Here is a 26,954-nt window from a genome sequence, read left to right on the forward strand (position 1 = left end):
CGGTCAGACCCCGGCCGCGAGCTTCTTCGCGCCGCAGTCCATCAGAGTGCTCCCGACCGCGGCCACCTCCGGGTCGGCGACCTTGTCCAGTGTGTACTGTTCGGAGCCTGGAACCAGTGGCGCGGCGGCTGAACTCCACTCCGTGCGCCAGCCGGTCCCGGCGTACGACGTCGACCGCTCGGTGCCGTCGGCCGGCTGCGGGTGGAAGTACTCGAAGTGCTCCGGCCAGTGCTGGAAGTCCATCACCGGGCCGGGCTGATAGGCGTCGTACACGCGCTTGTACGCGTCCCGGCAGACCTGCTCGGGCAGCCCGCTCACGTTCAGGAACTCGTCCTCGTGCAGCGCCTGTTCGACCGACAGCCAGTTCAGGTGGTCGATCTCGGAGCGAATCATCTTGTTCTGCCTCGCGTCCTGGTACACCGTCGTACCGGGCATGGCCGACAGGTACTTCACCCGGGTCACATGGTTGTACTGCTCGGCGAACTGCACCATGTCCGACAGGGACTCCTCGGTCTCGTTCGGCAGACCGACGATGAGCAGCGAGCCGAACCGCACGCCGCCCTCGAACGTGGTGCGCATCGCGCGGACGGTCAGGTTCTCGCTGCTGCCCTTGCGTGCCTCGCGCAACACCTCGCGGCCCAGCGACTCGACGCCGTACAGGATGATGTCGGCACCTGCGTCCCGCATCGCGTCGATGCGCGGTACGTCCATGTCGGCGCACCGGGTCAGACAGGTCCACCGCAGATCGTGCTGGGAGATCACATCGCACATCTCGATGGTCTGGCCGCGGTGTGAGCTGAACGTGAGGTCGACGAAGAAGCAGAAGTCCACGCCGTACTGGGTTTTCAGCCAATCGAGGTCGCGGTCCATCTTCTCTGGCGACTTCGCCCGCACCTGCGGGGTGGTGCGGTAGCAGAACGAGCAGTCCATCTTGCAGCCGCGGCTGTAGGACGAGATCACCTGTGGCTGCATGCCGAGCGGCGACCGCGCCTGAGGCCACAGGTCGAGGCGCATCCTGGGCAGCGCGTCCAGATCCATCATCTGGCCGCGCGGCGGCGTGCGGCGTGTCTTTCCGTTCTCGTCCCGGTAGCAGATGCCCTTGATGGTCGGGAGATCCTGCTGCCACGAGCCGCGGGCGTAGCTCTCCATCAGCTCCAGGATGGTGATCTCGCCCTCGCTGATCACCGCGATGTCGCAGGCGGTGTCCGACATGAAGATCGCCGGAAGGGAAGTGACCAGTGAGCCGCCGCAGATGATGGGCATGTCCGGGTTCGACTCGCGGACCATCGCCATCAGCTCGCGGCAGAACGGGAAGTTGTCCTCGAACGTGCACACACCGAGCACGTCGGTGCCTTCCATGATCTGCTTGTACGCCGCTTGCAACGGGTTCGGTGTGTAGCGGACGTCGACGATGCGCACCGGGTACCCGGCGTTGTGCAGCACGGTCGAGATGTACGTCGCGCCCTCGTAGGGTGAGGTGAGGAAGAACTCCCAACCGCGCGGCATGGTGAACGGCGAGGGCCCGACGATGAGGGTGAACCTCGGCAGCGTGGGATCGACCGGCACCGGTTCTGTGTCCTGATTGCGCATCTGCTCGATGTAGCGCTGGTCGACGGAGCCGTTGGCGTCGGCATACAGCTCCAGGGCCAGGGATAACTTGCGCGCCATGTGAATTCTCCCTCGCGTCATGGTCGTGGACGCTCCGCCAGGTAACTGTAGGGGCGGGATGTGCTGTTCGGCACGGGTGTTCAAGCCGCACTGTTCATCGTTGTCGTACGCGGGGAGCCCGTTGTTAGCCTTCGGTGCCGCTGGCGTCGACAGAGAAATACAGAGGGAATCCCGTTGACCACACAGCCGAACATCCTGTTCATCTCCCTGGACACCGTGCGCGCCGACGTGGCCTATTCGGGGAAGTACCCCGGTGTGGAGCGGCTGCGCGCGAACGGGGTCAGTTTCACGCAGGCGATCTCGTCGTGCCCCCTGACACCGGTCAGCCACGCCACGGTGTTCACCGGGCTCCAGCCGCCCCGCCACGGGGTCAGGCACCTGTTCCGTGAATCGCTCAACAAGGAAGTGCCGACGCTGGCGGAATGCCTGTCGGCGGCCGGGTACACGAGCGGCGCGGTGGTCTCCTGCCCCGGCCTCAACAAGTGGTACGGGATTGACCGCGGGTTCGACTTCTACGACGACGAGATCCCCCTGCTGCCGGACGGCCGGGACCCGCTGTCGGTCGGCGACGTGAAGCTGCGCGGGCTGGCGCTCAAGCGCGCGCCGGTCGTGGTCGACCGCGCCACCCGCTGGCTTGAGTCACTGGACGGCGACAGCCCCTTCTTCCTGTTCGCGCACTTCTTCGACGCGCACTGGCCGTACGAGCCGCCGGAGGATGTCGGCGTCGACGTGGCGAACCCGTACGAAGGCGAGGTCGCCTACACCGACCACTACGTCCAGCTCCTGCTGCGCCGCATCGCCGAGATGGGCCACGACATCGAATCGATGCTGGTGGTGTGCTTCTCCGACCACGGCGAGGACCTGGCCGGGTGGTACCCCAACGACCACGCCGGCGACCTCGGCCACCCGTACGAGGAGGGCCACGGCTGTCTGCTGTTCGACGCGACCCAACATGTGCCGATGATCATCAGCGGCCCCGGGGTGCCGGTGGGGATGAGCGTGGACAGCCAGGTACGGCTGGTCGACATCATGCCGACGGTGCTCGACCATCTCGGTCTTGACCCGCGGTCGTCGGACGGTGCCTCGCTCACCGAGTTCTTCGCGAACGGCACCGGGGCATCCCGCGAGGCGTACTCGGAGACCTACTTCCCACAGGAGCGGGCCGCCGCATCGGACGACTACCCGGACCTGAAGGCGCTGCACGCGGTGCGGGCGGACGGGCGGAAGGTGATCTGGGAGGCGGACGGGCAACAGGTATGGGCCTACGACCTCGCCACCGATCCCAACGAGCTCGGTGGGCGGGTCCTCGTGTCCGATGAGGACGCGTGACACCAGGGGTGACCGCGGCGCCTCATTCGGTCCGCCGGGTCCTGGTCGCGAGCACGATCGGCACCGCCATCGAGTGGTACGACTTCTACCTGTACGCAACGGCGTCCGCGCTGGTGTTCGGCCCGCTGTTCTTCCCGGGCACGTCGACTGCCGGCGGTGTGCTCGCGTCGTTCGCCACCTACGCGGCCGGTTTCGTCGCACGCCCCTTGGGCGGCCTGCTGTTCGGCCACTTCGGCGACCGGGTGGGCCGCAAGTCGATGATGGTGTGGACGTTGCTCGTCATGGGCATCGCCACGTTCGGCATCGGCCTGCTGCCCACCTATGAGACGGCCGGTGTCCTCGCGCCGGTCCTGTTGGTGACGTTGCGCGTCGCGCAGGGCATCGGCATCGGCGGCGAATGGGGAAGCGCGGTGCTGCTCAGCACCGAACACGGCCCGCCCGAGCGCCGCGGCTTCTTGAGCAGCTGGCCCGCGATGGGCTTCGCGGTGGCGTTGTTCGGCAGCAACCTGACCTTCGTGCTGATCTCCAAGCTGCCCGAGGAGGACTTCCTGACCTGGGGATGGCGGCTGCCCTTCCTGGCATCGAGCGTCCTGGTCGGCATCGGCATCTGGGTCCGGCTTGGGGTCGAGGAGTCACCGGAGTTCGTGCGTGGCCAGGCGGAGAACCGCGCCACCCGGGTACCGGTGATCACGGTGCTGCGGCGGTGGCCGCGCCGCGTGCTGATCGGCATTCTCGCTTCGCTCGGCACCGGGTCGGTGATCGCGATGTTCACCGTCTTCCTGGTGGCGCACGCGGCGAAGGCCGGGCCGGAGGTGCGGTCGACCGTGCTGACCGGTCTGATGATCGCGGCCCTGGCGGAGTGCGTGACACTGCCGGTGTTCGGCGCGCTGTCCGATCGGTTCGGCCGCCGACCCGTCATGATCTTCGGCTATGTGGTCGCGGTGGTGGCGATGATCCCGGCGGGCGCCTGGCTGTCCTCGGGTGATCCGACGCTGGTCGCCCTGGTGTTCATTCCCGCGCTGACCATCGCGCACGGCGCGATCTACGGTGGCCTGGCGGCGTTCCTGGTGGACCTGTTCCCGACCATGGTGCGGTTCTCCGCGATCGCCGTGACCTACCAAGTGGGCGTCACGATCTCCAGTTTCCTGCCGCTCATCGCGGTCGCGATCACCGGAGACTCGTCGTCGCTGCTTCCGGTGCTCGCGATGTTCGCGGTGGTCCAGGCCGCGGCGGCGATCGCCGTGGCGTGCGCACCGGACTCACGCGCTGACGCTGACCTGGCCGCGGACTCGGCAGGCGAGCGCCGACCAGTCAGCAGCGCAGTCCATGGCGAGGTCAGCAACGACCGGTGACCAGCGCTGGGGGACGGCGGCGGCGAGTCGGTCCCACTGCGCGGCGTCGAGGGTGTTGGCGTCGAGCAGTCGCAGGAGTGCGCGGCCGATCTCGGAGAACCGCAACGACGGATCGGTGCGCAGCGAGAGCAGGAACCGATCTCGTTCGGCGCGAGGCGTGCCGTTGGTGACGTTGTCACCACCGTTGTCACCGCCGATGTCGTTGTCCGGTGCCTTGTTTTCCGGTGCGTTGCTTTCCGTGCGATGTCCGGTGGAAAGGCGATGCCGCGGCGGAATGGGATCCTCGCCGCGGCGCATTCTTTCCCGGACATCCCGGGCGGTGCCGACCGATATTCCGGCGATTCGGGCGATCGCTCGCAAAGAGAGATCTGGATTGTTCGAAATCGCCCGACTCGCAATCGTGCGTCCGTGGGAGGCGTCGAGTGGCCGCACTTTCCCGTCACGGCCGAGGCGGGTGTTCAACTGAGTCATTTCCCCGGTTGAACACTGCCGGATCGCGGCCACCGTCTTGGTGGACAATCCGGCTGTCGACGCGATCAGACGGTCCGATAAGTGTGGATGCGACGTGAGGATCCGGGAGGCGGCGGCGGTGCGGTCAGCCAGCGCCAGCGGCAACCCCTGGGTCACGTTGGCGCTCACGGCCAGCACGAAAGCGTCCTCCTCGGTGCCGTCGACGAATCGCACACCGATGGTGGCGTCCCCGCGCAGCTTGGCCGCACGCAGGCGGTGCACGCCGTCGACCACCTGCATGGTCGGCCGGTGCACGAGGATCGGCGGGAGGTCGTCCGGGCACTGTGCCAGGGCGCTGACGTGGTCGGGACTGGGGCCGGCGACCCGCACGAGAAGCGTTTCGGTTACCTGGTCGACCGGCACGAACGTCGGCGGCGTGTCCTTCAATTGCGTACCCAGCGATGTCCCGCTCATCCGAACTCCTCCAGATGGGCCAACCTATTTCCGAGCATGACTTGGTCACGCTCGGCAGCGCGTAACTGATCAGGTCTCGGGAAGCGGCTACAAGATACTGGCCAGGTTGTAGCGCCGAACAGACCTACGTCACAGAATTTCCATGAGCAAATTCTCATAATTGCCATTGTGGTCGGCGCATCGGACGAGCACCGAGGTAAGCATCGCGGAGACACCGATTCGCGTTGACACCGATCAGTGTCATGAGACAGAGTTCCCCTCGTTCCCCTAATAGATTTCCGTGGGTCACGGAGTGTGAAACCAAAGTGGACGCGCGATTAAATACGGTGAATCCCTTACCGGCCGAGACGATGGTGGGTATGTTCCGGCGCGAGGTCGCCCGGGCTCCGGAGTCGATCGCGGTTGTCGCCGCTGACGGCACGCTCTCCTACGCCGAGCTCGACGCCCGCGCCTCCTCGGTGGCGGGCGCGCTGAGAGACCGTGGAGTCGGGCCAGAAGACATCGTCGCCGTCGTGATCCCGCGCAGCGCGGACATGGTGGTGGCCGTCGTCGCCGTGCTCGCCGCGGGAGCCGCGTATCTGCCGGTCGACTCCGCCCAACCGCCGGACCGGGTGGCCGCCATGCTCGCCGACGCCCGTCCCGCCCTGGTGCTGACGCCGGGGGAGCTGCGGGCGCTGGAGGCCGCGGCGGTGTCCGCCGCCCCGGTGGCAGATCCCGATCCGGCGTGCGCCGCCTACGTCATCTACACCTCCGGCTCGACCGGAAAGCCCAAGGGCGTGGTCGTTCCCCATGCGGGGATCACCCATCTCGTCGCGGCCCAACGGGAACGCTTCGGTGCCCGACCGGGTGCCCGGGTGTTGCAGTACGCATCGGTCGGCTTCGACGTGGCCGTCGCCGACCTGTGTATGGCGCTGCTCACCGGGGCCACGCTCGTTCTCGCGCCGCCCGAGGGCCTTCCGCCCGGCGAACCGTTCGCCCGGTTCATCGCCAAGCACGGCGTCACCCATGTGTGCATGCCTCCGAGCGCGCTCGCCACCCAGCCGGACATGACGCTGCCTTCGGTCGCCTGTCTGATCGTCGCGGGGGAGGCGCTCAGCCCGGACCTCGTCGCCCGATGGTCTGTCGCCCGCCGGATGATCAATGCCTACGGCCCGACCGAGGCGACAGCGTGCGCCACCATGAGCGCGCCGCTCACCGGCGGCCCGGTGGTGCCGATCGGGGCGGCGATCCCCGGCACCGAACTACGGGTGCTGGACGAGTTGTGCGCCCCGGCCGCCGAGGGCGAACTGTATATCGGCGGCGCCGGGGTCGCCCGGGGCTATCTGGGCTGTCCCGGGCTGACCGCGCAGCGGTTCGTCGCCGACCCATGGGGTCCGCCCGGGTCGCGCATGTTCCGCACCGGCGACCTGGTCCGCGTGCTGCCGAACGGTGATCTGCTGTTCCTCGGCCGGGCCGACGATCAGGTGAAGATCCGCGGGCACCGGGTCGAACCGGCCGAGGTGGAGGCCGTGCTCGGCGCTCACCCGGCGGTGGCGCGGGCGGCGGTCGTCGCTCGCTCCGGACCGCTCGGCGCCTACCTGGTCGGCTACGTGGTGCCGCGCGGGGCGCGCGTGCCGGACCTGCGCGCGCACCTCGCCGAACGGCTGCCGGCCTACCTCGTCCCGGACATGATCGAGGTGGTCGGGCACTTCCCGTTGACCCCCAACGGAAAACTGGACCGGGCCGCGTTCGCCGAGCCCGCGCCGCGGACGTCGGGCGCGCTCGCCGATGACCTCGCCCGGTTGTTCGCCGAGGTGCTGTCGGTGGATTCGGTCGCGCCGGACGACGACTTCTTCGCCCTCGGCGGCACCTCGCTCATGGCCACCGCGCTGGTCAGCCGGATCCGGGTCGAACTGGCCGTGGACGCGTCCGTGGCCACCATCTTCGACGCCTCCACACTCGCCGACCTCGCCAAAGCCCTGTCCACGATGGACCCGGTGGCCTCAGCGAACTCGGCCAGGGGCCGGACATGAACATCGTCATCGTCGGGGCGGGTATGGCCGGAACCATGCTGGCGATCCGGCTGGCCCGCCGTGGCCACTGGGTGGACGTGGTGGAGCGGCGCGGCGACCCGCGTGGCACGAACGGCCCGGAAGCCGCGTCGATCAGCGTCGGGCTGTCCGAACGCGGACGCGCGGCGTTGCACGACATCGGGCTCCTTGAGGAGGCCCTGGCCAAATCGGTCCCCATGAGCGGGCGGATCGTCCATCACAGCGGCCGGGTCACCTACCAGCCCTACGGCGCGGACGACACCGAGGTGCTGCACTCGGTCCGCCGCCACGACCTCAACATCGCCCTGCTCGACGTCGCCGAATCCATTCCCCGGGTGCGGTTGTGGTTCGGGCACCGCGTCACTGGCCTCGCCGGTACCGAGGTGCAGACCCCGGACCGGACGTTCTCGGCGGATCTCGTCGTCGGCGCGGACGGCGCGTACTCGACCGTCCGCACCCATCTGCACCGCCGGGTGCGCGCCGAGTTCCACCAGACGCACCTGGACTGGGGCTACCGGGAGTTCACCATCCCGGCCGTCGACCGACCGGAGGCGTTGCATGTGTGGCCGGGCAGGCGGGGACTGGTGGTGGCACACCCCAACCCGGACGGATCGCTGACCGGCACCGTGTTCCTGCCGTTCGACGGCGACACCGGGTTCTCGGGGCTGCGCGACCCGGCGCGGGCCGGGGCGTTCCTGGCGGAGGAGTTCGGCGACCTGACCGATCTCGTACCGGACCTGGTCACGCAGTTCCTCGCGCACGAGCCGGGCAGCTTGGTGTCGGTGCGCACCGCGCCGTGGCAGCACGACCGTGTCGTCCTCGTCGGCGACGCCGCGCACGCCGTGTTCCCGTTCTACGGCCAGGGGATGAACGCCGCGTTCGAGGACTGCGCGGTGCTCGACGCGTGTCTCGCCGAGCACTCCCTGGGCGACGCACTCGCCGCGTTCGAGGCCCGCCGCCGCCCGCACACCGATGTGCTCGCCGAGTTGTCCGCGCGCAACTTCGTGGAGCTGCGCGACCAGGTGCGGTCACCGGTGTTCCTGGCCCGCAAGCGGATCGACTTCGCGCTCGGCCGCCTGTTACCCGGGTGGCGGACGCTGTACGCGATGATCAGCCACAGCAGCCTCCCGTACGGCGACGCGCTCGCCCGGGCCCGCCGCCAGGACCGCCTCCTCGGTGGACTTGTCGGGCTCGGCGCAGTCACGTTGCTCGCTGCGGCGCGGCGGAAGCGGAGCGGGAGATGTTGAGCCACCCGGCGGGTGACGTCGCGCTGTTCGAGCCGGAGAACCCGGACCTGCCTGCCGCCGCCGAGGTGGTGCTGGCCTGGGCGCGGTCCTACCTGTGTCAACCGCACCCCGATCTGGGGCGGGGCGGCGACGTTTGCCCGTACACGGCCGTCTCGCTGGAACGGGGCGGGCTCTTCCTCGCCGTGCACCCCGGACGGCCGGACCTGCGGGCTGTGATGACCGCCTACCGCGACTGGTTCCCCGACCTGCCGCCGCGTGAGGGGCCGCAGGCCAGATACCGCACGGTCCTGGTGGTGCTGCCGGACGTCACGCCCGGGGAGATCGACCGCACGCAGCAGGAGCTGAAGCTCGGGTTCGTGGAACGCGGCCTGATGATAGGTGAGTTCCACCCGGGACCGCCGTCCGCGCCCGGTCTGTGGAACGCGGACTTCCGGCCGCTGCGCAGCCCGCTGCCGTTGCTGGCGGTACGGCACATGGTGGCCGCCGACGCACCCTTCCTGCGGGCGAACCCGGAGCATCTGGCGGCGTACCGGAGCCGGTTCGGAGATCGGGGAGCGCACCGATGACGTTCCCACTCCCGCCCGGGGCTCGGCGACTGTGGTTCCTTGAGGCGTTCGCCGACGGCGCACCCCTGCACAACAACCCGGCGGTGTTCCGGTTGACCGGCACCGTGTCGGTGGACGCGCTCCAGCGTGCGGCGGATCTGGTGGTGGCCCGGCACCCGGTGCTGCGAACCACATTCGACGAGGTCGACGGCGAGCCGGTCGGACGGGTGGGACCGGTGGGCGCCGCGGATGTCGTGGTGCGGACGGTGCCATCCGCATCCGCATCCGCAGACGCCGCCGCGGAGGCGTTCGCCGCGCAGGCCGCACGCGAGCCGTTCGACCTGCGCACCGGGCCGCTGTTCCGGATCCGTCTGGGCCGGATCACGCCGACCGACCACGTCCTGGTGATCAACACGCATCACGCGGTCGTCGACGGTACGTCACTGTTGGTGCTGTGCGGGGAGATCAGCGCCCTGTACGCCGACCCGGCCCGGCCATTGCCGGATCCCGGAGCGCCGCCGGACGGCGTCGACGACGACCCGTCCCGCCGGGTGTCCGATCTGGACGGTGCGCCGGACCTGCTCACCCTGCCCACCGACCGGCCCCGCCCCAGGATGCGCGCCTTCCGGGGGGAGTTGCGCCGCCACGCCGTTCCCGATGGCCTCACCGCCCGGGTCGACGCCCTCGCCCGCGCCACGCGCGCCACCCGGTTCGTCGTGCTGCAGGCCGCGTACGCCGCCACGTTGGGCACGACGGCGGGTCAGGACGACATCGTGGTCGCCACCTTGTGGTCCGGACGGCCGGGGCCGGAGTTCGCCGGCGTCGTCGGAATGTTCGTGAACCCGGTGCCGTTGCGGGTGGGGATCGGCGGGGATCCGACCTTCCGCGAGCTGGTGGCCAGGGTCCGCCGCTCGGTCGCGGCGGGACTGGGCAGCGCGGCAGTCCCGTTCGACCGGATCGTCGAGGCGGTCGGCGCCTCCCGCGACCCGAGCCACGCGCCGCTGTGCCAGGCGCACCTCGTGATGCAGGACCCGCCCGAGGTGGTGTTCCCCGGCGTGCGGGTCGACCGGATGCTGCCGGACACGGGCACGGCAGACGTCGACCTCAGCTTGATGGTGGAGTCCGGCGGCGCGGAGATGGCCGTGGTCACCGAGCACGACATGGACCTGTTCGACGGTGCGACGGTCGACGGTTTCGTGGGGCGGCTGCTGTCCTTGGTGGAGCGCGCGTGCGCCGACCCCGATGGCCGGTTGTCAGCACTGACGGCAGGGACTTCGGTGGTGGCTGCGTCGGTGGCCGGGCCGGCCGCTGCTCCGGCGCCGTCGACCGTGCTGGAGATGATCCGGTTCGGCGCGGACGGCCTTGCGGCGGGTGAGTTGTCCTACGCCGAGCTGGAGCGCCGTTCGGCGGCGCTGGCCTCGGTGTTGCGGGCGAAGGGCGCCGGGCCGGAGGCATGGGTCGCGGTGGACCTGCCGCGCGGCACGGACCTGGTGGTGGCCATCCTCGGGATCTGGCGGGCGGGCGCGGTGTACGTGCCGGTGGAACCGTTGTGGCCCGAGCCGAGGCGTCGGGCCGTCACCGACGCCGCCCGCGTTGTGCTGACCGAGATCCCGGACCTGCCGGAGGAGTTCGAGCGCGTCGATCCCGGAATCACACCCGATTCACTGGCGTACGTGTTCCACACGTCCGGTTCGACCGGCCGCCCGAAGGCGGTGGGTGTGCCGCACCGCGCGGTGGCCGAGATGCTGGCCCGGTCGACGGCGTTGGTGGGGCTGGGCGCCGGGGACGTGGTGGCGGCCATGGTCTCCCCGGCGTTCGACATCTCGGTGTGGGAACTGGTCGGGCCGCTGACCGTGGGCGCCCGGGTGGCGGCGATACCGCCGGAGATCGTTGTGGACGGTCCCGCGCTGGCGCGGCGTCTGATGGCCGAGGCGGTCACGGTCGTCCAGGTCACCCCGTCGGTGTGGGCGGTGCTGGTGGCGGCCGGAGGCGTGCCGGATTGCGTGCGGGTCCGGGTGTCGATCGGGGAGGTGCTGACGCCGGAGCTGGCCGGGTCGCTGGGCGGGGCCGAGCTGTGGAACACGTACGGCCCGACCGAGACAACGATCTGGTCGACCGCCGAGCGGGTGCACCCAGGCAGCCGGTTCGGCATCGGCGGCCCGCTCGACGGCGTGGCCGCGTATCTGCTGAACGCGGGCCTGCGACCGGTTGACGACGATGTGGTCGGCGAGGTGTACCTGGGTGGGTTCCCGCTGGCGCGCGGCTATCTCGGCGCGCCCGGCCAGTCGGCGACGAGGTTCGTCGCCGACCCGTTCTCACCGGTCCCCGGCGCGCGCATGTACGCGACGGGCGACCTGGCGCGGCGCCGGCCGGGTGGTGTCGTGGAGTTCGTCGGGCGGGTGGACGCGCAGCTCAAGGTGCGTGGTCACCGGGTGGAACCGGCCGAGGTGGAGGCGGCGCTGCGGGCGGACCCGGAGGTCGCCGACGCCCGAGTGGCCGCTGACGGTGACCGCCTGGTGGCCTATGTGATCCCCGCCGCCGGGCGGCCCCGCTGGCCGAGGGTGCGGGAGCGGCTGAGCCGCGTCCTTCCCGCCTATCTGGTGCCGTCGGCGATGGTGTCCGTGGACGCGTTCCCGTTGACCAGCTCCGGGAAGCTGAACGTACGCGCTCTGCCCCCACCTGCGGAGGGTGTCGCCGCCACCGCTCCCCACCCGGGTCTGGAGACCACGATCGCCGAGATCTTCGCACAGTTGCTGGCTCGCCCGGTGAACCGCGACGACGACTTCTTCCTGTCCGGCGGCCATTCCCTGGCGGCAGTGAAGGCCGTCGCCAAGATCCAGGCGTCGGTTGGCGTGGAGGTGCCGATCAGAACCCTGTTCGGCAACCCCACCGTCGCCACCCTGGCCGCCGCGATCGATGCGGGCCAGAGCAATCCCGATGTTCCGGAGAGCCCAGACAGCTCAGACGTATCGGGGGCGCTGCCCGCACCAGGACGGCTGTCCGGCCCGCAGCACGGACTGTGGATCATCCACCAGGCGGGTCAGGACAACGGCGCCTACGTCGTGCACGCCGCGTTCCGGTTGGAGGGTGCGCTCGACGAAGCAGACCTGCGCGCCAGGTTCGCCCACACCCTGGCCAGCCATCCCATCCTGCGATCGGCGATCGTCGTCCATGACGACACCCCGCAGTTGAGCGCGGCGCCCTACCGGGACGAGTTGCTGACGAGGGCTTGGCGCACCACCGACCTGAGCGCGCACACGGACCCGTGGCCAGAGGCCGAACGCCTGGCCGCCCGCGACGCCGACCACCCCTTCGACCTGACCCAGCGCCCGTTGGTGCGAGCCCATCTGATCAGAACCTCCCCCACGACCCATCTCCTGGCGATCACCGCGCACCACATCATCTGCGACGACACATCGATATCGATCCTGCTGACGAGCCTGACCACCGCGGACCGGATCTCGTCGCTCCGGTCCGGTGCCACGGATGTCCAGGGGCCGATGGCCGCGCTCAGTACGAAGACCAGCGCACCGGGACTGCCGATCCCCGCGCCGGCAGCCGGGGAGCCACGGCAACGAACCACCGAATTCTGGGCTGAAACGCTCCGCGACGCCCCGCCTGCCTCCGGACCCTCGCCGGACCACCCGTACGGCACGGCCCGGGCCACCACGGCGGACGGACCGCCGCACCCGGAATCCGGTCCTGCTCACCCCCGCCGCACGGGTGCAGTCGCCGGTGCCACCCACCGGTTCACCGTCCCGGCCGGGCTCGCCCGCCGCTTCGCCACCTGGTGCCGGGGCGAGCGTGCCACCACCTTCGCCGGTCTCCTCACCGTCTTCGCCATCGTCTCCTCCACCCGGGACGGCGGTGACGACCTGGTCGTCGGCGCCCCGGTCAGCACCCGCCCGGCCGGTGGGGACGACGTGATCGGCATGTTCGTCACGACCCTCCCGCTCCGGCTCCGCACGAACCGTCGAGCGACCCCCCGAGATCTGCTCGCCGACGCCACCGGGATGGTGGTCGACGCGATGGACCACGCCGACATCTCCCTGGCCGACATCCTCACCACGGTCTCCACCCCACGGCAGGACCACCCCCTGTTCCGGACGATGCTGGTCCTCAACCGCGAGACGGCCCCCGTCACCTTCACCGGCCTCACCACCACGCCGCTGCCGATCGACCGCGCCACCAGCCGTTTCGACCTCACCCTCCACATCAGGGAACGCGAGGGCGACTGGCCCGCCCTCATCGACTACCGCACCGACCGGTACGAGGCGGACACCATCGCCAGGATCGCCGACCAGGTGTTGGCGGTCATGGAGGCCGTGGCCCGTCACCCCGGTCTTCCGCTGTCTCACCTCGACCTGTTGTCCCCTGCCGACAGCGCCGTCCACACCGCCCTCGACACCCGGTCAGATCCGGCCCCTCCCAGTGGAGCGGACACACCGTCCACCGGCCTGCCCGTCCACACTCGACCGGCCGCCACGACCGTTGTGGACCTCATTACGGCCCGCAGCGCCCGGACCCCTGACGCCACCGCCGTCCTCGACCTCGCCGCCGCTCCCCTCACCTACCGCGACCTGGACCGCAGATCCTCAGCCGTCGCCCGCCACCTGCGCGAGGCCGGCATCCGGAGCGAGGACCCGGTCGCGATCACCATCCCGTCCAGCGCCGACGCGATCATCGCGATCCTCGGCGTGCTCAAAGCGGGCGGATGCTTCGTCCCCATCGACCCCGCCCAGCCGCCCTCCCGCCAACACGCCCTGATCACCGCCAGCGGCGCGCGGACCGTCCTGACCCGCGACACCCTCCCCGCCACCGGCCACCACGAACCCACGCCCATCCACCCGTCCCAACTCGCCTACGTCGTCCACACCTCCGGCTCCACCGGCGAACCCAAGGGCGTCGAAGTACAGCACGACACTCTCCTCAACCTCACCACCGCGTTCATCGCCGAGCACGGCCTCACCGCCGCGCACCGGCTCCTCATGGTCCCGCCCCCGCACTTCGACGCCGCGTTCGGCGACATCTTCCCGGTCCTCGCGGTCGGGGCCACCCTGGTCATCCACCCCGACCCGGGCGGCCTCACCGGACCGGACCTCCTCAAGCTCTGTGTCGAGCACCGACTCTCCGCGGTGGACACGGCAGCTCCCCTCTGGCAGCGCTGGGTGGCCGATCTCGCCGGGGAACGCCTCCCGTTGGAGATCATGATGGTCGGCGGCGACATCGTCCCGGCGGCGACCGTCCGCGCGTGGGCGGAGCACGGCATTCCCCTCCACAACCACTACGGCCCGACGGAAGCCACCGTCTGCGCGACCAGCCATCGCACCGTCGACGGCCGCGAGCACCCCACCCGACTGCCGATCGGCCGCCCGCTGCCGAACGTCCGCGTCCACCTCCTCGACCGGGCGCTGCGCCGGGTGCCCGTCGGCGTGGTCGGTGAGGTCTACATCGGAGGGTTGGCGCCCGCCCGGGGGTACCGGGGGAGGCCGGCCGCGACCGCCGCGGCGTTCTTCGCCGACCCGTACGGCGCCCACCCCGGCGCCCGTATGTACCGGACCGGCGACCTCGCGAGGCTGAACCCGCACGGCACGTTCGACTTCGTCGGCCGTGCCGACGACCAGGTCAAGATCCGCGGCAACCGGGTGGAGCCGGGGGAGGTGGCCGCCGTGCTCGCCGCGCACCCGGCCGTCGCGGAGGCCGTGGTGGTGGCCAGGGGCGACCGCCTCATCGGCTATGTCGGCGCTCCGACCTCGACCACACCTACCTGGAACGCACCCGATCCGACCACCCCCGACTCGCTGGTCGCCGTCCCGGATGTCCCCGGCCTGCGCGCCTTCTGCGCCGACCGCCTGCCCGCGCATCTCGTGCCGGACACCGTGGTCATCCTCGACGCCCTTCCCACCACAAGCAACGGCAAGGTCGACAACACCGCCCTCCCCGAACCCCCTACCAGCCACACCGCCCCGGCGGATCCGCCTCGGACCGCCACTGAGCGGGCCGTCGCCGCCATCTGGGGCACCGTTCTCGACCAGTCCGACGTGGACCGCGCCGCGGACTTCTTCGCCATCGGCGGGCACTCGCTCATCGCCGCCCACGTCCTGGCCGCCGTCCGTGACCGCCTCGGCGTCACGGTGCCGATGAGCACACTGTTCACCGCCTCCACCGTGGCGGCGTTCGCGGCAGCCATCGATGACGGTGCCTCGGCGAACCTGCCCACGGTCGACCGGCTGCGCGCCGACGCCGTCCCCCCACCCGAGATCCGGCTCCGTACCGTCCACCCACCCGGTGCCCCCTCGGCTGGCGCGCCGCGCCGGATCCTGCTCACCGGCGCCACCGGCTTCCTCGGCCGCCACCTCCTCGGCCAGCTCCTGGCCCGGACCGACGCCCGGATCCACTGCCTCGTCCGTCCGGGCTCGATCGATCGGCTGCCGGACACCGACCGTGTGATCCCGGTCCTCGGCGACCTGTCCGCACCCGGCCTCGGTCTGTCCACAGAGGATCACGACACCCTCACGACCGTGGACGCGATCTACCACAACGCCGCCGTGCCGCACTTCGCCGCGCCCTACACTGCCCTCAAAACCGCGCACGTCGACGCCACCGCGGCGATCCTGCGCCTGGCCGGCGACAGCAGCGCCCCCCTGCACCTGATCTCCACCCTCGGCGTCTTCCTCGGTGACGCCTATGACGACCGCGTCGTGACCGAGGCCGACGCTCCCACCGACCCGAGCGGTCTCACCAGCGGCTACGACCTCAGCAAATGGGTGGCCGACGCCATGGTCGCCGCCTCCCGCCGCCACGGCCTGACCGTCTCGATCCACCGCATCGCGGCCATCGTCGGCGACACCGCCACCGGCGCCGCCGACCCGCGCTCCGCGTTCAGCCGCTGGCTCATCGGATGCATCGCCGCCGGCGCCGTCCCGGACACCGCCGAGGTACTGGACATGGTGCCCGTGGACACGGTGGCCGCGGCGATCGTCGCGCTCTCACAGGCCCCGGACCACCTCTACCGGGACCACCACTACCACGGCGACGGCGGCCTCACCCGTGCCGCCCTCGCCGCCGCCCTCACCTCGGCCGGTCACCCGACCGACGTGGTGCCGTACGACCGATGGCGGGAGCGGATGCTCGCCGACCCGGCCGGGCCTTTCGCCCCGCTCGCCTTCTCCCTGCCCGAACGCCCCCGCCCGCACCCGCGGTTCGACTGCTCCCGCACCTGGGCCGCTGCGGCCGAGGCGGGGGTGGGGTTCCCCCCTGCCAACGAGCGAATGCTGCGCAGGCACCTGGACTTCCTCACCGGTGTCGGCGCGCTTTCCGGAAGTGGATGATCATGCCATTGCCCGAAGAATCCCTTGGTGTCCCGGCTCCGGTACTGGACCGGCTCGGCGCGGCCGGGTACCGGGCCATGATCGCCGGTGTCCGGCTCGGGGTCTTCACCGCCCTGGAAGCCGGCCCGCAGTCCGTCGAGGAGCTGGCCACCACGATCGGCGGTGACCCGGCCGGGGTCCGCAGCCTGGTGAACGTCCTGGTGACCTTCGGATACCTGCGGCGTGACGGCGACTCCGAACGGGTCACGACCGCCGTGTCGCCCGGCCCGGTGGACTCCGAACTGTTCTGGCACGAGGTCCTGTTCGAGCACTGGGCCGACATCGAGGACACCATCCGTACCGGCACCCCCCGCCGCGGCTTCTACACCTGGCTGAGCGAGCGCCCCGCCTCCGGGGCCCGCCTGCGCCGGATGCTCGCAGGCGCCGCCGTGGACCTGGCCGATGACATCGCCGCCGCGCTGCCTCCTGCGGCGACCGTCCTGGACATCGGGGGTGGCCACGGCGACCACGCCGTCGAACTGTGCCGCCGCCGCCCGGACGTGCGGGTCACCGTCTTCGACCTGCCCGAGACGATCACGGCCCTCCGTGACGACGCCCCGCCGGACCGGGTGACGGCGCAGGCAGGCGACTACCTCACCGACGACCTGGGCTCCGGCTACGACTTGGTGCTGCTCTTCAACGTCCTGCACGGCCACCGCCCCGAGGAATGCCGCGAGCTATTCCAGCGCGCGGCGAAGTCACTGTCCCCCACGGGAAGCATCGCCATCCTCGACCATGACCGGGAACCACCGGCCGGGTTGGGCCCGGCCGCGGCCGGGTACCTCGGCATGTTCGACCTGACCCTGTGGCAGGGCCACGGCGGCGGCGTGCACCGGTACACCGACCTCGCGGCATGGCTGGGCGAGGCCGGGCTCACCGAGACGCGGGCCGTACCGCTCGCCGGGTCCCCGCTGGAGAAGCTGCTGATCGCCGGTCGGCCGTCGTGACCGCCGACCCGTACCCGGGCTACGCCTGGTTGCGCAAGCACGACCCGGTCTGCCCCATCGACGACCCGCACGTCCCGGGCCGGATGTGGCTGGTGACCCGGTACGACGACGTCCGCGCCTGCCTGGCGGACCGCCGCCTGGGCAGCGGCGCCCCGGTCAACCCCGACCCCCACCCACCCGGTCTGTCCAATCTGGACGATCCCGAACACGCCAGGCTGCGCCGACTCATCGCCGCGGCGTTCACCCCCGCCGCGGTGTCCCGCCTGCGCGATCGCATCGCCCGGACCTGCACGCACGCCGTCGAGTCGTTCGCCGGGCGGGGGCACGCGGACCTCGTCGCCGAGTACACCCGGGAGCTCCCCGTCGCCGTCGTGCACGATCTGCTCGGCATCCCGAAAGCCGAGCGCGCGCCCGCCGCCGACGTGCTGGACATGTGGTACCGCGGGAAGTTCCAGCAGCCGCGTGACGAGGTGAAGCTGGCCGAGGTGCTGGACTACGTCCGGAGGCTGACGGCCTACAAACGATCGCACCCGGGGGACGACCTGCCGACGCGGTTGATCGAGTCGGGCGCGCTGACAGGGGACGAGCTGGAGGTGATGGTCATGACGTTGATCGGCGCCGGTCACATCACCACGATCCAGTTGCTCGGTACCACCATCCTGCGCCTGCTCGGCGACCCCGGCCAGCGAGCCGCCCTGCTCCGCGGCGACATCAACTGGTCCCAGGCGATCAACGAGTTGCTGCGCCTGGACTCGCCGGACCACGTGGCGGAGTACCGGTACGCGGGCGAGGACATGACGATCGGGGACGCCCACGTGGAAAAGGGGGACGTGGTGCTGCTGTCGCTGGCGGCGGCGAACCACGACCCGAACCGCTTCCCCGACCCCGGCGCCCTGGACCTCACCCGTGATGCCCGCCCGCACCTGGCGTTTGGCCACGGCCCGCACGCCTGCCTGGGCAGCCATCTGGTCAAGCTGGAGACGGAAATCGCGATCACCACCCTGTTTGGCCGCCTGCCGGACCTGACCCTGGACATCCCCAGCGACGAGGTCGACTGGGGCTACGCCCCGACGTTCCGCGGCCCCCGGACCCTCCCGGTCACCTTCACCCCCCAGCGGTCGACGACCTCGTCTTCGCTGGGGGACGCGACGGACCATAGGAACTTGACCAGGCAGTAGGTCTCTCCAGGTCTATCCGGATGCGGCCGAGCGGGCTGATGGGCTGATGGGCGAGCATCCGCGACTGGTTCGCCCCCCGGCGCGGGTGGAGCGGCCTCAGCGACGGCATCCCCTGTGACCAGGAGCCATGGCCCGAACCGGCACCCCTGGCAGCCACCGCCGAACAGGCAAGCCACCCACGGCAACAGCGCGCTCCAGACCTCCGGACACCTCCATCAGGGGGTCCCCTACCTATGGGGCCTTGGGACCTATGGGCCGAACACGCCGGGCACGCCACCGGAGGCACCCTGCTCACCATCCCGAACAGCGGACACGTCGACCTGCCCTGCACACCCTGCGCCGAGAAGGCCCTCACCTTCTTGCGCACCGGACACAAGGCCGAGAGCACCTGCGGTGGCAAACAACAGCCATGACAAGGCCACGGTTGCGCGGCAAGCGGTCGTCGGGCGTCCATTGAGCCTCTGCACCCGTCACGCAGGCACGGAACGGCCCGTGCCTGCGTGACGGGTGCAGAAGGACAGACGCAGCCGTGAGCACCGTCACATGGTGCGCTGCGCATACCGGGGAATGCGTGAGATGCCCTTCGCACCACCGGTCATCAGACCCTGCGACTGCCTTGGGCGCGCAGCGGACAGCCATGGGCTCCTGGATCGTGGTTCTGGATCCAAACGGGCATTCTCCATGCCGTACGCTGCTCAAGCGCTAACTGATCTCATCAGGTGATTTTCAAGGAGTGGCCGTGGTGGCGAAGCAGAGTGGTTCGGCCAGGCTGGTGAGTTTGTTGTCGGCGGATGGTCAAGATTTCGCCGCACAGTGGGGCACCAGGGTCTCCGAGGGGCTAGCCGGCCGGGTGAGCCGGGCCGAGTTGGACCGGGAACTGCACGAGTTGTACGCGGCGCTCGTCGAGGCCCTCCGGGCAGGAGCCGAGGATGCCCATGGCGAGGCCCTGTCGGAGTTGCGGGCCCTTCTGACCGAATTGTCGCGCAACCGTGCCCGTCAGGGGTTCACCCCGAGCGAGACCGCGCTGAGTGTCTTCGCCCTCAAGCAGGTCCTGGAGCCCGTACTCGAAAGCGGCACCGCGGAGGACGTACGTGCGTATCTCAAGTTGAGTCGGCTCCTGGATGACCTGGGGCTCTTCACCATCGAGACCTACACCCGGGCGCGGGAGGAAATCATCTCGGCCCAGGCCGACCAGCTGTTGGAACTCTCCACCCCCGTGGTCAAACTGTGGGACGGAGTGATCGCCGTTCCCCTGGTGGGCACCCTCGACTCCGTGCGGACGCAGGTCGTCATGGAGAAGCTGCTCCAAGCCCTGGTGGACACCGGATCCGAGCAGGCCATCATCGACATCACCGGCGTCCCGGCCGTCGACACCCAGGTCGCTCAGCACCTCCTCAAGACCATCGTGGCGGCCCGCCTCATGGGTGCCGAGTGCACGGTTTCCGGTATTCGTCCGCAGATAGCCCAGACCATCGTGGCGCTGGGCATCGAGTTCGGCGACATCGTGACCAAGGCGAGCCTCGCGGACGCGCTTCAGCTCGCTCTTCGCCGGTCCGGTGTCGAGATGGTGGCCCGCAAGGGCGGGCAGCCGTGACCGATCGCGTACCTGTCCTGCGGATCGGGGATGTCCTACTCGTGTCGATCCAGGTGGATCTGGAGGACGACACGGTGATGAACCTCCAGGAGGACCTGGCCGAGCAGATCGTCGCCCGTTCCGCCCGCGGTGTGGTCATCGACATCACCGCCGTCGAGATCGTGGACTCCTTCGTGGGGCGCATGCTCGCGACCATCGCGGCCATCTCGCGCATGCTGGACGCCGAGACCGTCGTTGTGGGAATGCGCCCTGCGGTCGCCATCACCCTGGTGGAACTCGGACTGTCCCTGGGAGGCGTGCGCACCGCCCTCGATCTGGAGAAGGGGCTTGCCATGTTGGGCCGGGGCGACGCGGGCCGGCCATGACCGCGCCCTGGACGCACGACGAAGAGCCGCAGTCGCTCCCCATCGTGGCCAACGAGGACGTGGTACGGGTGCGACGGCTCGCCCGTGAGCTGGCGCAGCGCTGCAAACTCTCACTGGTGGACCAGACGAAGTTCATCACCGCAGCCAGCGAGCTGGCTCGGAACACCCTCGTGTACGGGGGCGGCGGACTGGCACGCATCGGACTGGTCCGCCGCAACGGCCGGGCCGGAGCCTTCGCGGCATTCGAGGACTCGGGGCCCGGAATCCCCGATGTGGACCTGGCACTTACCGATGGGTGGACCTCCGGCGGCGGCCTCGGTCTCGGGCTGAGCGGTGCGCGCCGCCTCGTGGATGAGTTCTCACTCGACACCGAAGTGGGGCGTGGCACCACCGTGTCGCTGGTCAAGTGGGTCCGGTGACAGCGCTGACCCTGCTGGAGTGCGAAGACATCGCCTGGTTCCGGAGCGATCCCGCGTTCCCCGCAGCCGCACGCGGAGCCGCTGCCGCACTCGCCCGGCGGATCGGCTTCGACACCCATCGGGCGTCCGAGGTGGCGCTCGCCGTCAGTGAGGCGTCGACGAACCTCCAACGCCATGCCTCCGACGGGGCGTTGCTGTTGCGCGTACTGCGTACCCGTGACACTGCGGCCGTCGAGTTCGTCACCGTGGACACGGGACCGGGAATGGCCGATGTGTCCGCTGCGATGGCCGACGGGGTCTCCACGGCGGGCACGCTCGGCATCGGGCTGGGCGCGGTCGCCAGACTCGCTGACGGCTTCGACATCCACTCGCTGCCGGGTCGGGGCACGGTGATGGCGGCGCAGTTCTGGCCGCGCAGTCGGCCCGCCGCCGGACATCCGGTGCCCACCGGACCGGTCGTGGCCGGACTCACCCGGCCGATCAGCGGGGAGACCGTCTGCGGTGACGCCTGGGCGGCGCGTGTGGACACCACCGCATCGGAGACCGGACCCGCGCTGCTCATGATGCTCTGCGACGGATTGGGACACGGCCCTCTGGCGGCCCGCTCCAGCGAAGCAGCCGTGGGCGCGTTCCGTCGTACGACGGTCCGTGACCCCGAATCGATCCTGCGTGAAATCCACGGAGCACTGCGCGGAACCCGCGGTGGCGCGGTCGCCGTCGTACGGATCGAACCCGACCGTCAGCGCGTGCTGTTCTGCGGCGTGGGCAACGTCAGCGGCTTCCTCATCGCACCGGGAACACGCAAGAGCCTGCTGTCCGCGCCCGGCATCGTGGGCCACCAGATGCGTACGCTGCGCACCTTCGACCTGCCGTTGATACCGGGAAGCGCGCTGGTCCTCCACTCCGACGGGCTGACCGAACGGTGGACCATGGACGCCCTCCCCGGGCTTCTCCAACACACTCCTTCCGTGGTTGCCGGTCAGCTGCTGCGCGAAGCAGCCGTGCGACGGGACGACGCGGGAATCGTGGTCGCCAAGGGAGCGTGGTAGTGGTGAAGCCTGCCAACAGTCCTGCGGCCCTGGTGACGCTCGGCATCACCTCAGCACAGGATGTCTTCTCCCTCCGGCGCAGTGGCCAGGTGGCTGCCGAGACGCTTCGCATGGAACGGCAGGACCAAGTCCGCCTGGCCACGGCACTCAGCGAACTGGGCAGGGACAGACTCGGCAGTACCGAGCTGACCGCCTCCTTCGAACTGCACGAAGACGGGCAGACCTTCCTCACCGTGACGCTCCAGTGGGCCCACGGCCTGGCACCGTCGGAACAGGCGATGCAGCTCGCGTCCCGGCTGCTGCACCAGGTCCGCCATCTGCCCGGCGATCCCCACCGGATCGTCCTGGAGCAACCGGTTCCCGCCGGCGACGGACTCGCCGTACGCAAGGAAAAGCTGCGGGACGCCCTGCGGCACACCGCTCCGGCCACCATGGCCGAGGAACTGCGGGCCCAGACGCAGGACCTGATCGCCACACTGGAGGAGACCCGCGCCCAGCGCGAAGAACTGCGCCGACTCAACGAGGAGCTGGAGGAAACCAACCGAGGGGTGCTGGCCCTCTACACCGAGCTGTCCCAGGAGCTGGAGACCACCAACAGCGGTGTGGTCGCACTCCACACGGAACTGGAGGACAAGTCCCGCCAGCTCCGCGCGGCCAGCGAGGCGAAGACCCGTTTCTGGGCCAATGTCAGCCATGAGCTGCGCACCCCCGTCAACGCGGTGGTCGCCCTGTCCCGGCTGCTCCTCGACCCTCAGTCCGCCCGCCTCGACGAGGATCAACACCGGCAGCTCTCGCTGATCGCATCCTCCGGCCAGACGCTGCTCTCCCTGGTGAACGATCTGTTGGATGTGGCGAAGGCAGAGTCGGGGCAACTGGAGCCCCAGCTCGCACCCGTTGATCTGCACATGGTCATCGGGCAACTCGGCGGCGCCCTTGCCTCCACGATGCGTACGGAGTCGGTGGCCCTGCGGCTGCCGCCACTGGCCGAGCTACCGGTCCTGGTGACCGATGAGGTGCTGCTCACCCGCATCCTGCGCAATCTGCTCTCCAACGCACTGAAGTTCACCGTGGAGGGCGAGGTCGACCTCGAAGTCCGCACCATGAAGGAGCAGACGGGACCCTGGCTGTCGTTCACCGTCACCGACACCGGCGTCGGTATCCCCGTGGAAGAGCAGCAGCGGGTGTTCGAAGAGTTCTACCAGGTACCGGGCCCCCACCAGCGGGGCAGACCCGGTACCGGACTGGGTCTGCCCTACGCCCGTACGCTCACCCAACTGCTCGGCGGCTCCATGGAGTTGACCAGTACGCCCGGCCGTGGAACCCGGGTCGAGGTCCGTCTCCCCGATCTTGACCCGAGCGAGATCCCTGTCGGTCCGACCCGGCCGGAGCCCCTCACCGACCGCAGCACCGATCACATGCCCCAGGACGGACTGCACCGCGTTGCATCCCGACGCCCGGAGCGGAACGGGCCCATCGCATGAACGACATGGGTCTCGACGGTGCGCCCGCCACGGTGTTGGTGATCGATGACAACGAAACCACCCGCTACATCCTGACCAGCTGGCTCCGACGCGCGGGTCACACCGTCATCGAGGCGCCGGACGGCACCAGCGGGCTGGAACTGCTGGCCACGCCCGGCGCACCGCTCCCGGAAGCCTCCATCATCGATGTCAACCTGCCGGACATCAGTGGCTTCGAGGTCTGCGAGAGGATCAAGGCCGACCCCCGTACCGCCGGTGTGCCGGTGATCCACGTATCGGCCACCATCATGAGCCCCGAGGACCACGCCAGGGGGCTCCAGGGCGGTGCCGACGCCTACCTCAACCAACCCATCGACCGCGATGAACTACTGGCCACCCTTACCGCAACCCTGCGCTACACCCGGGCGTGGCAGCGCGCCGAGCGGCTGGCCAACCGGCTCCGGACGTTGAACCACACCACGCTCGACGTCTACAAGGCGGTGGGTTTCCACTCCTTCGCCGCCGCGGCCACCACCGGCGCCGCCGAACTGCTCTCCTGCCCGGCCACCCTGGTGTTCCTGACACCGCAGAACCAGGTTGTGCACAGCATGGCCGAGGGACCCGAGGCGACTTGCCGGTTGCTCCCCTCCCACCCCCATGCGCTCTACCTGCTCACCACCCAGGCTTTGGGCACGGGTACGGGAGCCGAGAGCGCCCAGATCCCCCAGGCGCTCTGGCGGACACTGCTGCCCGCCGACCAGTTGCGCGAAGACGTCACACTGATCGTCGCCCGCACCAAGAGAGGACGCCCGCCTCTCTGCCTCGCCGTCCCCACCGATTCGGTGCGCGGCACGGATGACCTGGAGTTGATCCAGCAACTCGCCAACGCCTGCGCACTCTCCCTCGAATCGCTGCGCTCCTACGCGGAGGAACACTCGCTGGCGCTCACCCTCCAGAAGACGTTCCTGCCCGAAGGGCTGCCGACGGTAGCCGGCGTCGAGATGGCCTTCCGCTATGTCCCCGCCAGCGCACAGACCGAAATCGGCGGGGACTTCTACGAGGCGCTGGAGACCGCGGACGGGCTCCTCGTCGCCATCGGCGATGTTGCGGGGCATTCGCTCGCCGCCGCAGTGGTCATGGGCGAGGTGCGCCACGCACTGCGCGCCTACGCACTCGAAGGCCATCCGCCGCACCACATCCAGGACCGCATCGAGACGCTCCTGGCCCATTCGCGACCAGGGGTCACGGTCACCCTCTGCATCGTGCTGATCGAGCCCGGTGGACGCCGGATCCATGTCTCCAACGCGGGCCACATTCCCCCGCTGCTCGTCCATCCGGACGGAACCGCCGCATTCCTCGTCGAGCACGGCCCTCTGCTGGGCCTCGGGATTTCCCACTCGCCCGCGACCGTTCACAACACCGCGCCGAACACGCGATTGGTGCTGATGACCGACGGCCTCGTCGAGGAACGCAATCGGAACATCGGCGAGAGCCTTGAGGACTTCCGCGCCATGGTGGTCTCCGGTCCGGACGACCTGGAGAAGCTGTGCGATCTGCTGCTCCACGCCCTCGGCAGGGACAAGGACGACGACATCGCCCTCCTCGCCCTGCGACTGAGCTGACCCCGACCCGCTCCGAACACGTCTAAGCCCCAGCCTGCAAAGGGCACTCGGCTGCCACGACTAGACCGCCGCCCGCCTGGTCACGGAAGTCAGCGCAACCGGGAGTCGGTACGCCCCGGGCGGCCATCGACGGTGAAGCGCAGCCACCTCACGCCGGGTCCGCCGAGCCTCGCTTGTCCTCAACGTGGACGACGTGGAGTTCGGTGGCGTCCTGATGGCGCTTGGAACGTCCGAACAGCCCGACAGAGATCTCCGACTGACCTTGCGGCTCATCAGGGCCGACATAGGTGAGGACGTCGTTGTGGTGCCCGGTGACGACCCATCCCTCGACGTCCTTGAGGTCGATCACCCCGAAGTCCCCTGCCGAAGAGCCGGCATGCGCCGGGCCGAACCCCTTCAAGATCTCGGTGGCCTGTTCGGCAAGCTCTCCGTCCGGAGCGGTCAGCACGACACATGTGCCCTGTTCGAACAGTACCCACGACTTGCGGGGGTCGGCGAGAAGCCGCTGCCAGACGTCTATCAGTATCTCGGTTTTCACAGCAGCATCATGCCGTAGAGCACCGACACAGAGTGACCGTCGACCAGCACTGAAGGCGCATATGCGACACCAGAGCATGCGGTCCCGCTGCAGCCCACTATCTGACCCCATGGGGAATCACCGCCATGGCCTTCTCTCCTGACGAAGAGGTGCTCGCGGTCGCGGACGGCGCCGGCAGACACATGAACGGAGGGGATGCGGCAGCCGGGCCGCGCGGTGCCGGGAAACCCACGCCGTAGCCGCCGCACGGACCGCACAGCCGCGGCCAACAGCTACCGCTGGACCTTTGACACGTACTGCGGCCGAAGGAATGGGCCTCTTCATCGAGATCGCGGAAAGCCCGCCGCATCTACAGCGGGATCAGAACGTCCGACGCCCGGTCCGACGGGACCAGGAGACGGTGCACCTGCTGGTGGAGCGGAGAGGCCGCTCGTCCTGTACGCCGTGTGGGCGTTCATTCGGAGACGGTCCTCAGTCCGAGTCCTCCTTCCTCCTGAGCGTCGCCAGTTCGTCGAAGGTACGGATCAGGACGGTGCGTCGCTCGTCCTTGTGCCCCGGTGAGGGCATCAGGCCGTCGATGGAGCCCTCCCACACCGCCATGTACGTCCTCTTCCACTCCTCGATCACCTCGGCCTCGGGCAGCGACGCCCCCACATGGCCCTGCCGCGCCAGAAGGCTCAGCAGCTCCAGGTTGGCCGGCACCGCGACTCCCCAGTACTCGTCGGGCTCGATCTCGACCGGATCACCGGCCATCGCGTCCGCCACCTCGGTGATGAGCCGGTCCGTGAGGATCGACAAGTGGTCCGCGGCCGTGTCGTTCTCGAAGTTGCCGGCTCCCCAGGTGCCCACGGGTCTCCTCTGCTGGTCGGGTCGGTACGCAGGAGTTCTACCAGCGCGCACTGACAACCGGGCAACCGGGCCGCCCGGAGGTGACGCGGGACGGGATGCCCGACGATCCCGCTTGGCCCGCCCTCGCTGACCGCTGCTGGCACACAGTCGTCAACTCCGGCATCCCACGACGCATCCGCCCCGGTTTCTGGGACAACAACGGCCGCTGCTGTGGCACCGCCGGCGTCCTCGCCCTCGCCTGCGACCGCCAGGTCGAACGCGGCGACACCCGAGAGTTCGCCGACATCCTCGTCGCCGACCTCGCGGCCCGCGCAACGACCGACGCCGACGGCGTCCGCTGGTCCAATGTCGAACACCGCGACGCACCTAGTGACCTAGGAGCTGTTCGAGGTTCGGATCTTCGTGACGCTCGCTGATGGGTTCGGTGGGGCTGGTAGAACTCGGGTGTGGCGCGTTTCGATGTGACGG

General features: G+C 69.8%; 20 protein-coding genes. 16 read left to right on the forward strand and 4 right to left on the reverse strand.

What is annotated here, in order from left to right; translation table 11 throughout:
* Positions 1-3: 3 nt before the first annotated feature.
* Positions 4-1,668: a B12-binding domain-containing radical SAM protein gene (locus ACFXJL_RS32070; RefSeq protein WP_358878536.1), complete on the reverse strand. Its 1,665-nt coding sequence runs from the start codon at positions 1,666-1,668 to the stop codon at positions 4-6.
* Positions 1,669-1,842: 174 nt separating this feature from the next.
* On the opposite strand from ACFXJL_RS32070, the gene ACFXJL_RS32075 reads away from it, so the two are divergent.
* Together ACFXJL_RS32075 and ACFXJL_RS32080 are read left to right on the forward strand one after the other, a co-directional pair.
* The gene (locus ACFXJL_RS32075; protein WP_384639498.1) at positions 1,843-2,997 is read left to right on the forward strand and encodes a sulfatase; all 1,155 of its coding nucleotides are present in this window, start codon (positions 1,843-1,845) and stop codon (positions 2,995-2,997) included.
* On the forward strand, positions 2,994-4,349 hold the full coding sequence (locus ACFXJL_RS32080) for an MFS transporter (RefSeq protein WP_384698353.1): 1,356 nt from the start codon (positions 2,994-2,996) through the stop codon (positions 4,347-4,349). Before ACFXJL_RS32075 ends, ACFXJL_RS32080 begins: the two co-directional genes overlap by 4 nt.
* Here the strand turns inward: ACFXJL_RS32080 and ACFXJL_RS32085 are convergent.
* Positions 4,257-5,273: a ParB N-terminal domain-containing protein gene (locus ACFXJL_RS32085; RefSeq protein WP_384698356.1), complete on the reverse strand. Its 1,017-nt coding sequence runs from the start codon at positions 5,271-5,273 to the stop codon at positions 4,257-4,259. The genes ACFXJL_RS32080 and ACFXJL_RS32085 overlap by 93 nt on opposite strands.
* A 350-nt stretch (positions 5,274-5,623) precedes the next feature.
* Between ACFXJL_RS32085 and ACFXJL_RS32090 the strand changes: the two genes are divergently transcribed.
* From ACFXJL_RS32090 to ACFXJL_RS32150, 13 genes are all read left to right on the forward strand, one after another.
* Positions 5,624-7,285, forward strand: a complete 1,662-nt coding sequence (locus tag ACFXJL_RS32090; protein WP_384698359.1) for a non-ribosomal peptide synthetase — start codon at positions 5,624-5,626, stop codon at positions 7,283-7,285.
* Positions 7,282-8,550 (forward strand): FAD-dependent oxidoreductase, encoded by a 1,269-nt coding sequence (locus tag ACFXJL_RS32095; RefSeq protein ID WP_384698362.1) that lies wholly within the window; start codon positions 7,282-7,284, stop codon positions 8,548-8,550. The genes ACFXJL_RS32090 and ACFXJL_RS32095 overlap by 4 nt, the downstream gene beginning before the upstream one ends.
* The gene (locus ACFXJL_RS32100; protein ID WP_384639508.1) at positions 8,544-9,116 is read left to right on the forward strand and encodes a DUF6875 domain-containing protein; all 573 of its coding nucleotides are present in this window, start codon (positions 8,544-8,546) and stop codon (positions 9,114-9,116) included. The genes ACFXJL_RS32095 and ACFXJL_RS32100 overlap by 7 nt, the downstream gene beginning before the upstream one ends.
* Complete coding sequence (locus ACFXJL_RS32105) at positions 9,113-16,426, forward strand: amino acid adenylation domain-containing protein (RefSeq protein ID WP_384698365.1); 7,314 nt, start codon at positions 9,113-9,115, stop codon at positions 16,424-16,426. Before ACFXJL_RS32100 ends, ACFXJL_RS32105 begins: the two co-directional genes overlap by 4 nt.
* Before the next feature lie 2 nt (positions 16,427-16,428).
* On the forward strand, positions 16,429-17,412 hold the full coding sequence (locus ACFXJL_RS32110) for a class I SAM-dependent methyltransferase (protein WP_384639514.1): 984 nt from the start codon (positions 16,429-16,431) through the stop codon (positions 17,410-17,412).
* Positions 17,409-18,590 (forward strand): cytochrome P450, encoded by a 1,182-nt coding sequence (locus ACFXJL_RS32115; RefSeq protein ID WP_384698369.1) that lies wholly within the window; start codon positions 17,409-17,411, stop codon positions 18,588-18,590. Before ACFXJL_RS32110 ends, ACFXJL_RS32115 begins: the two co-directional genes overlap by 4 nt.
* Before the next feature lie 233 nt (positions 18,591-18,823).
* Positions 18,824-19,003: a hypothetical protein gene (locus ACFXJL_RS32120; RefSeq protein WP_384698372.1), complete on the forward strand. Its 180-nt coding sequence runs from the start codon at positions 18,824-18,826 to the stop codon at positions 19,001-19,003.
* A gap of 329 nt (positions 19,004-19,332) precedes the next feature.
* Positions 19,333-20,184 carry an STAS domain-containing protein gene (locus ACFXJL_RS32125; protein ID WP_384698375.1) on the forward strand — a complete coding sequence of 284 codons (852 nt, stop codon included), beginning with the start codon at positions 19,333-19,335 and terminating at the stop codon, positions 20,182-20,184.
* Complete coding sequence (locus tag ACFXJL_RS32130; RefSeq protein ID WP_329025996.1) at positions 20,181-20,549, forward strand: STAS domain-containing protein; 369 nt, start codon at positions 20,181-20,183, stop codon at positions 20,547-20,549. Before ACFXJL_RS32125 ends, ACFXJL_RS32130 begins: the two co-directional genes overlap by 4 nt.
* Positions 20,546-20,968 carry an anti-sigma regulatory factor gene (locus ACFXJL_RS32135; protein WP_384698378.1) on the forward strand — a complete coding sequence of 141 codons (423 nt, stop codon included), beginning with the start codon at positions 20,546-20,548 and terminating at the stop codon, positions 20,966-20,968. The genes ACFXJL_RS32130 and ACFXJL_RS32135 overlap by 4 nt, the downstream gene beginning before the upstream one ends.
* Complete coding sequence (locus tag ACFXJL_RS32140) at positions 20,956-22,017, forward strand: ATP-binding SpoIIE family protein phosphatase (protein WP_384698381.1); 1,062 nt, start codon at positions 20,956-20,958, stop codon at positions 22,015-22,017. Before ACFXJL_RS32135 ends, ACFXJL_RS32140 begins: the two co-directional genes overlap by 13 nt.
* The gene (locus tag ACFXJL_RS32145; RefSeq protein WP_384698384.1) at positions 22,017-23,498 is read left to right on the forward strand and encodes a sensor histidine kinase; all 1,482 of its coding nucleotides are present in this window, start codon (positions 22,017-22,019) and stop codon (positions 23,496-23,498) included. Before ACFXJL_RS32140 ends, ACFXJL_RS32145 begins: the two co-directional genes overlap by 1 nt.
* Positions 23,495-25,099, forward strand: coding sequence for a SpoIIE family protein phosphatase (locus tag ACFXJL_RS32150; protein WP_384639533.1), 1,605 nt, complete (start codon positions 23,495-23,497; stop codon positions 25,097-25,099). Before ACFXJL_RS32145 ends, ACFXJL_RS32150 begins: the two co-directional genes overlap by 4 nt.
* Positions 25,100-25,247: 148 nt before the next feature.
* On the opposite strand, the gene ACFXJL_RS32155 is transcribed toward ACFXJL_RS32150, so the two are convergent.
* Both ACFXJL_RS32155 and ACFXJL_RS32160 read right to left on the reverse strand, forming a co-directional pair.
* Entirely contained in the window at positions 25,248-25,637 is a 390-nt protein-coding gene (locus tag ACFXJL_RS32155) for a hypothetical protein (protein WP_358878551.1), read from the reverse strand.
* A 471-nt stretch (positions 25,638-26,108) separates the two neighbouring features.
* A complete protein-coding gene (locus ACFXJL_RS32160; RefSeq protein WP_384698389.1) occupies positions 26,109-26,486 on the reverse strand; it encodes a DUF4259 domain-containing protein in 378 nt (125 codons plus the stop codon).
* Between the two features lie 95 nt (positions 26,487-26,581).
* On the opposite strand from ACFXJL_RS32160, the gene ACFXJL_RS32165 reads away from it, so the two are divergent.
* Positions 26,582-26,902, forward strand: coding sequence for a hypothetical protein (locus ACFXJL_RS32165; RefSeq protein WP_384698392.1), 321 nt, complete (start codon positions 26,582-26,584; stop codon positions 26,900-26,902).
* The last annotated feature ends 52 nt before the right edge of the window (positions 26,903-26,954 follow it).

Source organism: Streptomyces sp. NPDC059256, assembly GCF_042753785.1.
Taxonomy (GTDB): domain Bacteria; phylum Actinomycetota; class Actinomycetes; order Streptomycetales; family Streptomycetaceae; genus Streptomyces.

What these genes read in the sequence shown, in the direction of transcription:
- ACFXJL_RS32070 (WP_358878536.1), bottom strand. Translation starts at nt 1,668, where the DNA reads ATGGCGCGCAAGTTATCCCTGGCCCTGGAGCTGTATGCCGACGCCAAC.
- ACFXJL_RS32085 (WP_384698356.1), bottom strand. Translation starts at nt 5,273, where the DNA reads ATGAGCGGGACATCGCTGGGTACGCAATTGAAGGACACGCCGCCGACG.
- ACFXJL_RS32090 (WP_384698359.1), top strand. Translation starts at nt 5,624, where the DNA reads ATGGTGGGTATGTTCCGGCGCGAGGTCGCCCGGGCTCCGGAGTCGATC.
- ACFXJL_RS32095 (WP_384698362.1), top strand. Translation starts at nt 7,282, where the DNA reads ATGAACATCGTCATCGTCGGGGCGGGTATGGCCGGAACCATGCTGGCG.
- ACFXJL_RS32100 (WP_384639508.1), top strand. Translation starts at nt 8,544, where the DNA reads ATGTTGAGCCACCCGGCGGGTGACGTCGCGCTGTTCGAGCCGGAGAAC.
- ACFXJL_RS32105 (WP_384698365.1), top strand. Translation starts at nt 9,113, where the DNA reads ATGACGTTCCCACTCCCGCCCGGGGCTCGGCGACTGTGGTTCCTTGAG.
- ACFXJL_RS32110 (WP_384639514.1), top strand. Translation starts at nt 16,429, where the DNA reads ATGCCATTGCCCGAAGAATCCCTTGGTGTCCCGGCTCCGGTACTGGAC.
- ACFXJL_RS32120 (WP_384698372.1), top strand. Translation starts at nt 18,824, where the DNA reads ATGGGGCCTTGGGACCTATGGGCCGAACACGCCGGGCACGCCACCGGA.
- ACFXJL_RS32135 (WP_384698378.1), top strand. Translation starts at nt 20,546, where the DNA reads ATGACCGCGCCCTGGACGCACGACGAAGAGCCGCAGTCGCTCCCCATC.
- ACFXJL_RS32150 (WP_384639533.1), top strand. Translation starts at nt 23,495, where the DNA reads ATGAACGACATGGGTCTCGACGGTGCGCCCGCCACGGTGTTGGTGATC.
- ACFXJL_RS32165 (WP_384698392.1), top strand. Translation starts at nt 26,582, where the DNA reads ATGCCCGACGATCCCGCTTGGCCCGCCCTCGCTGACCGCTGCTGGCAC.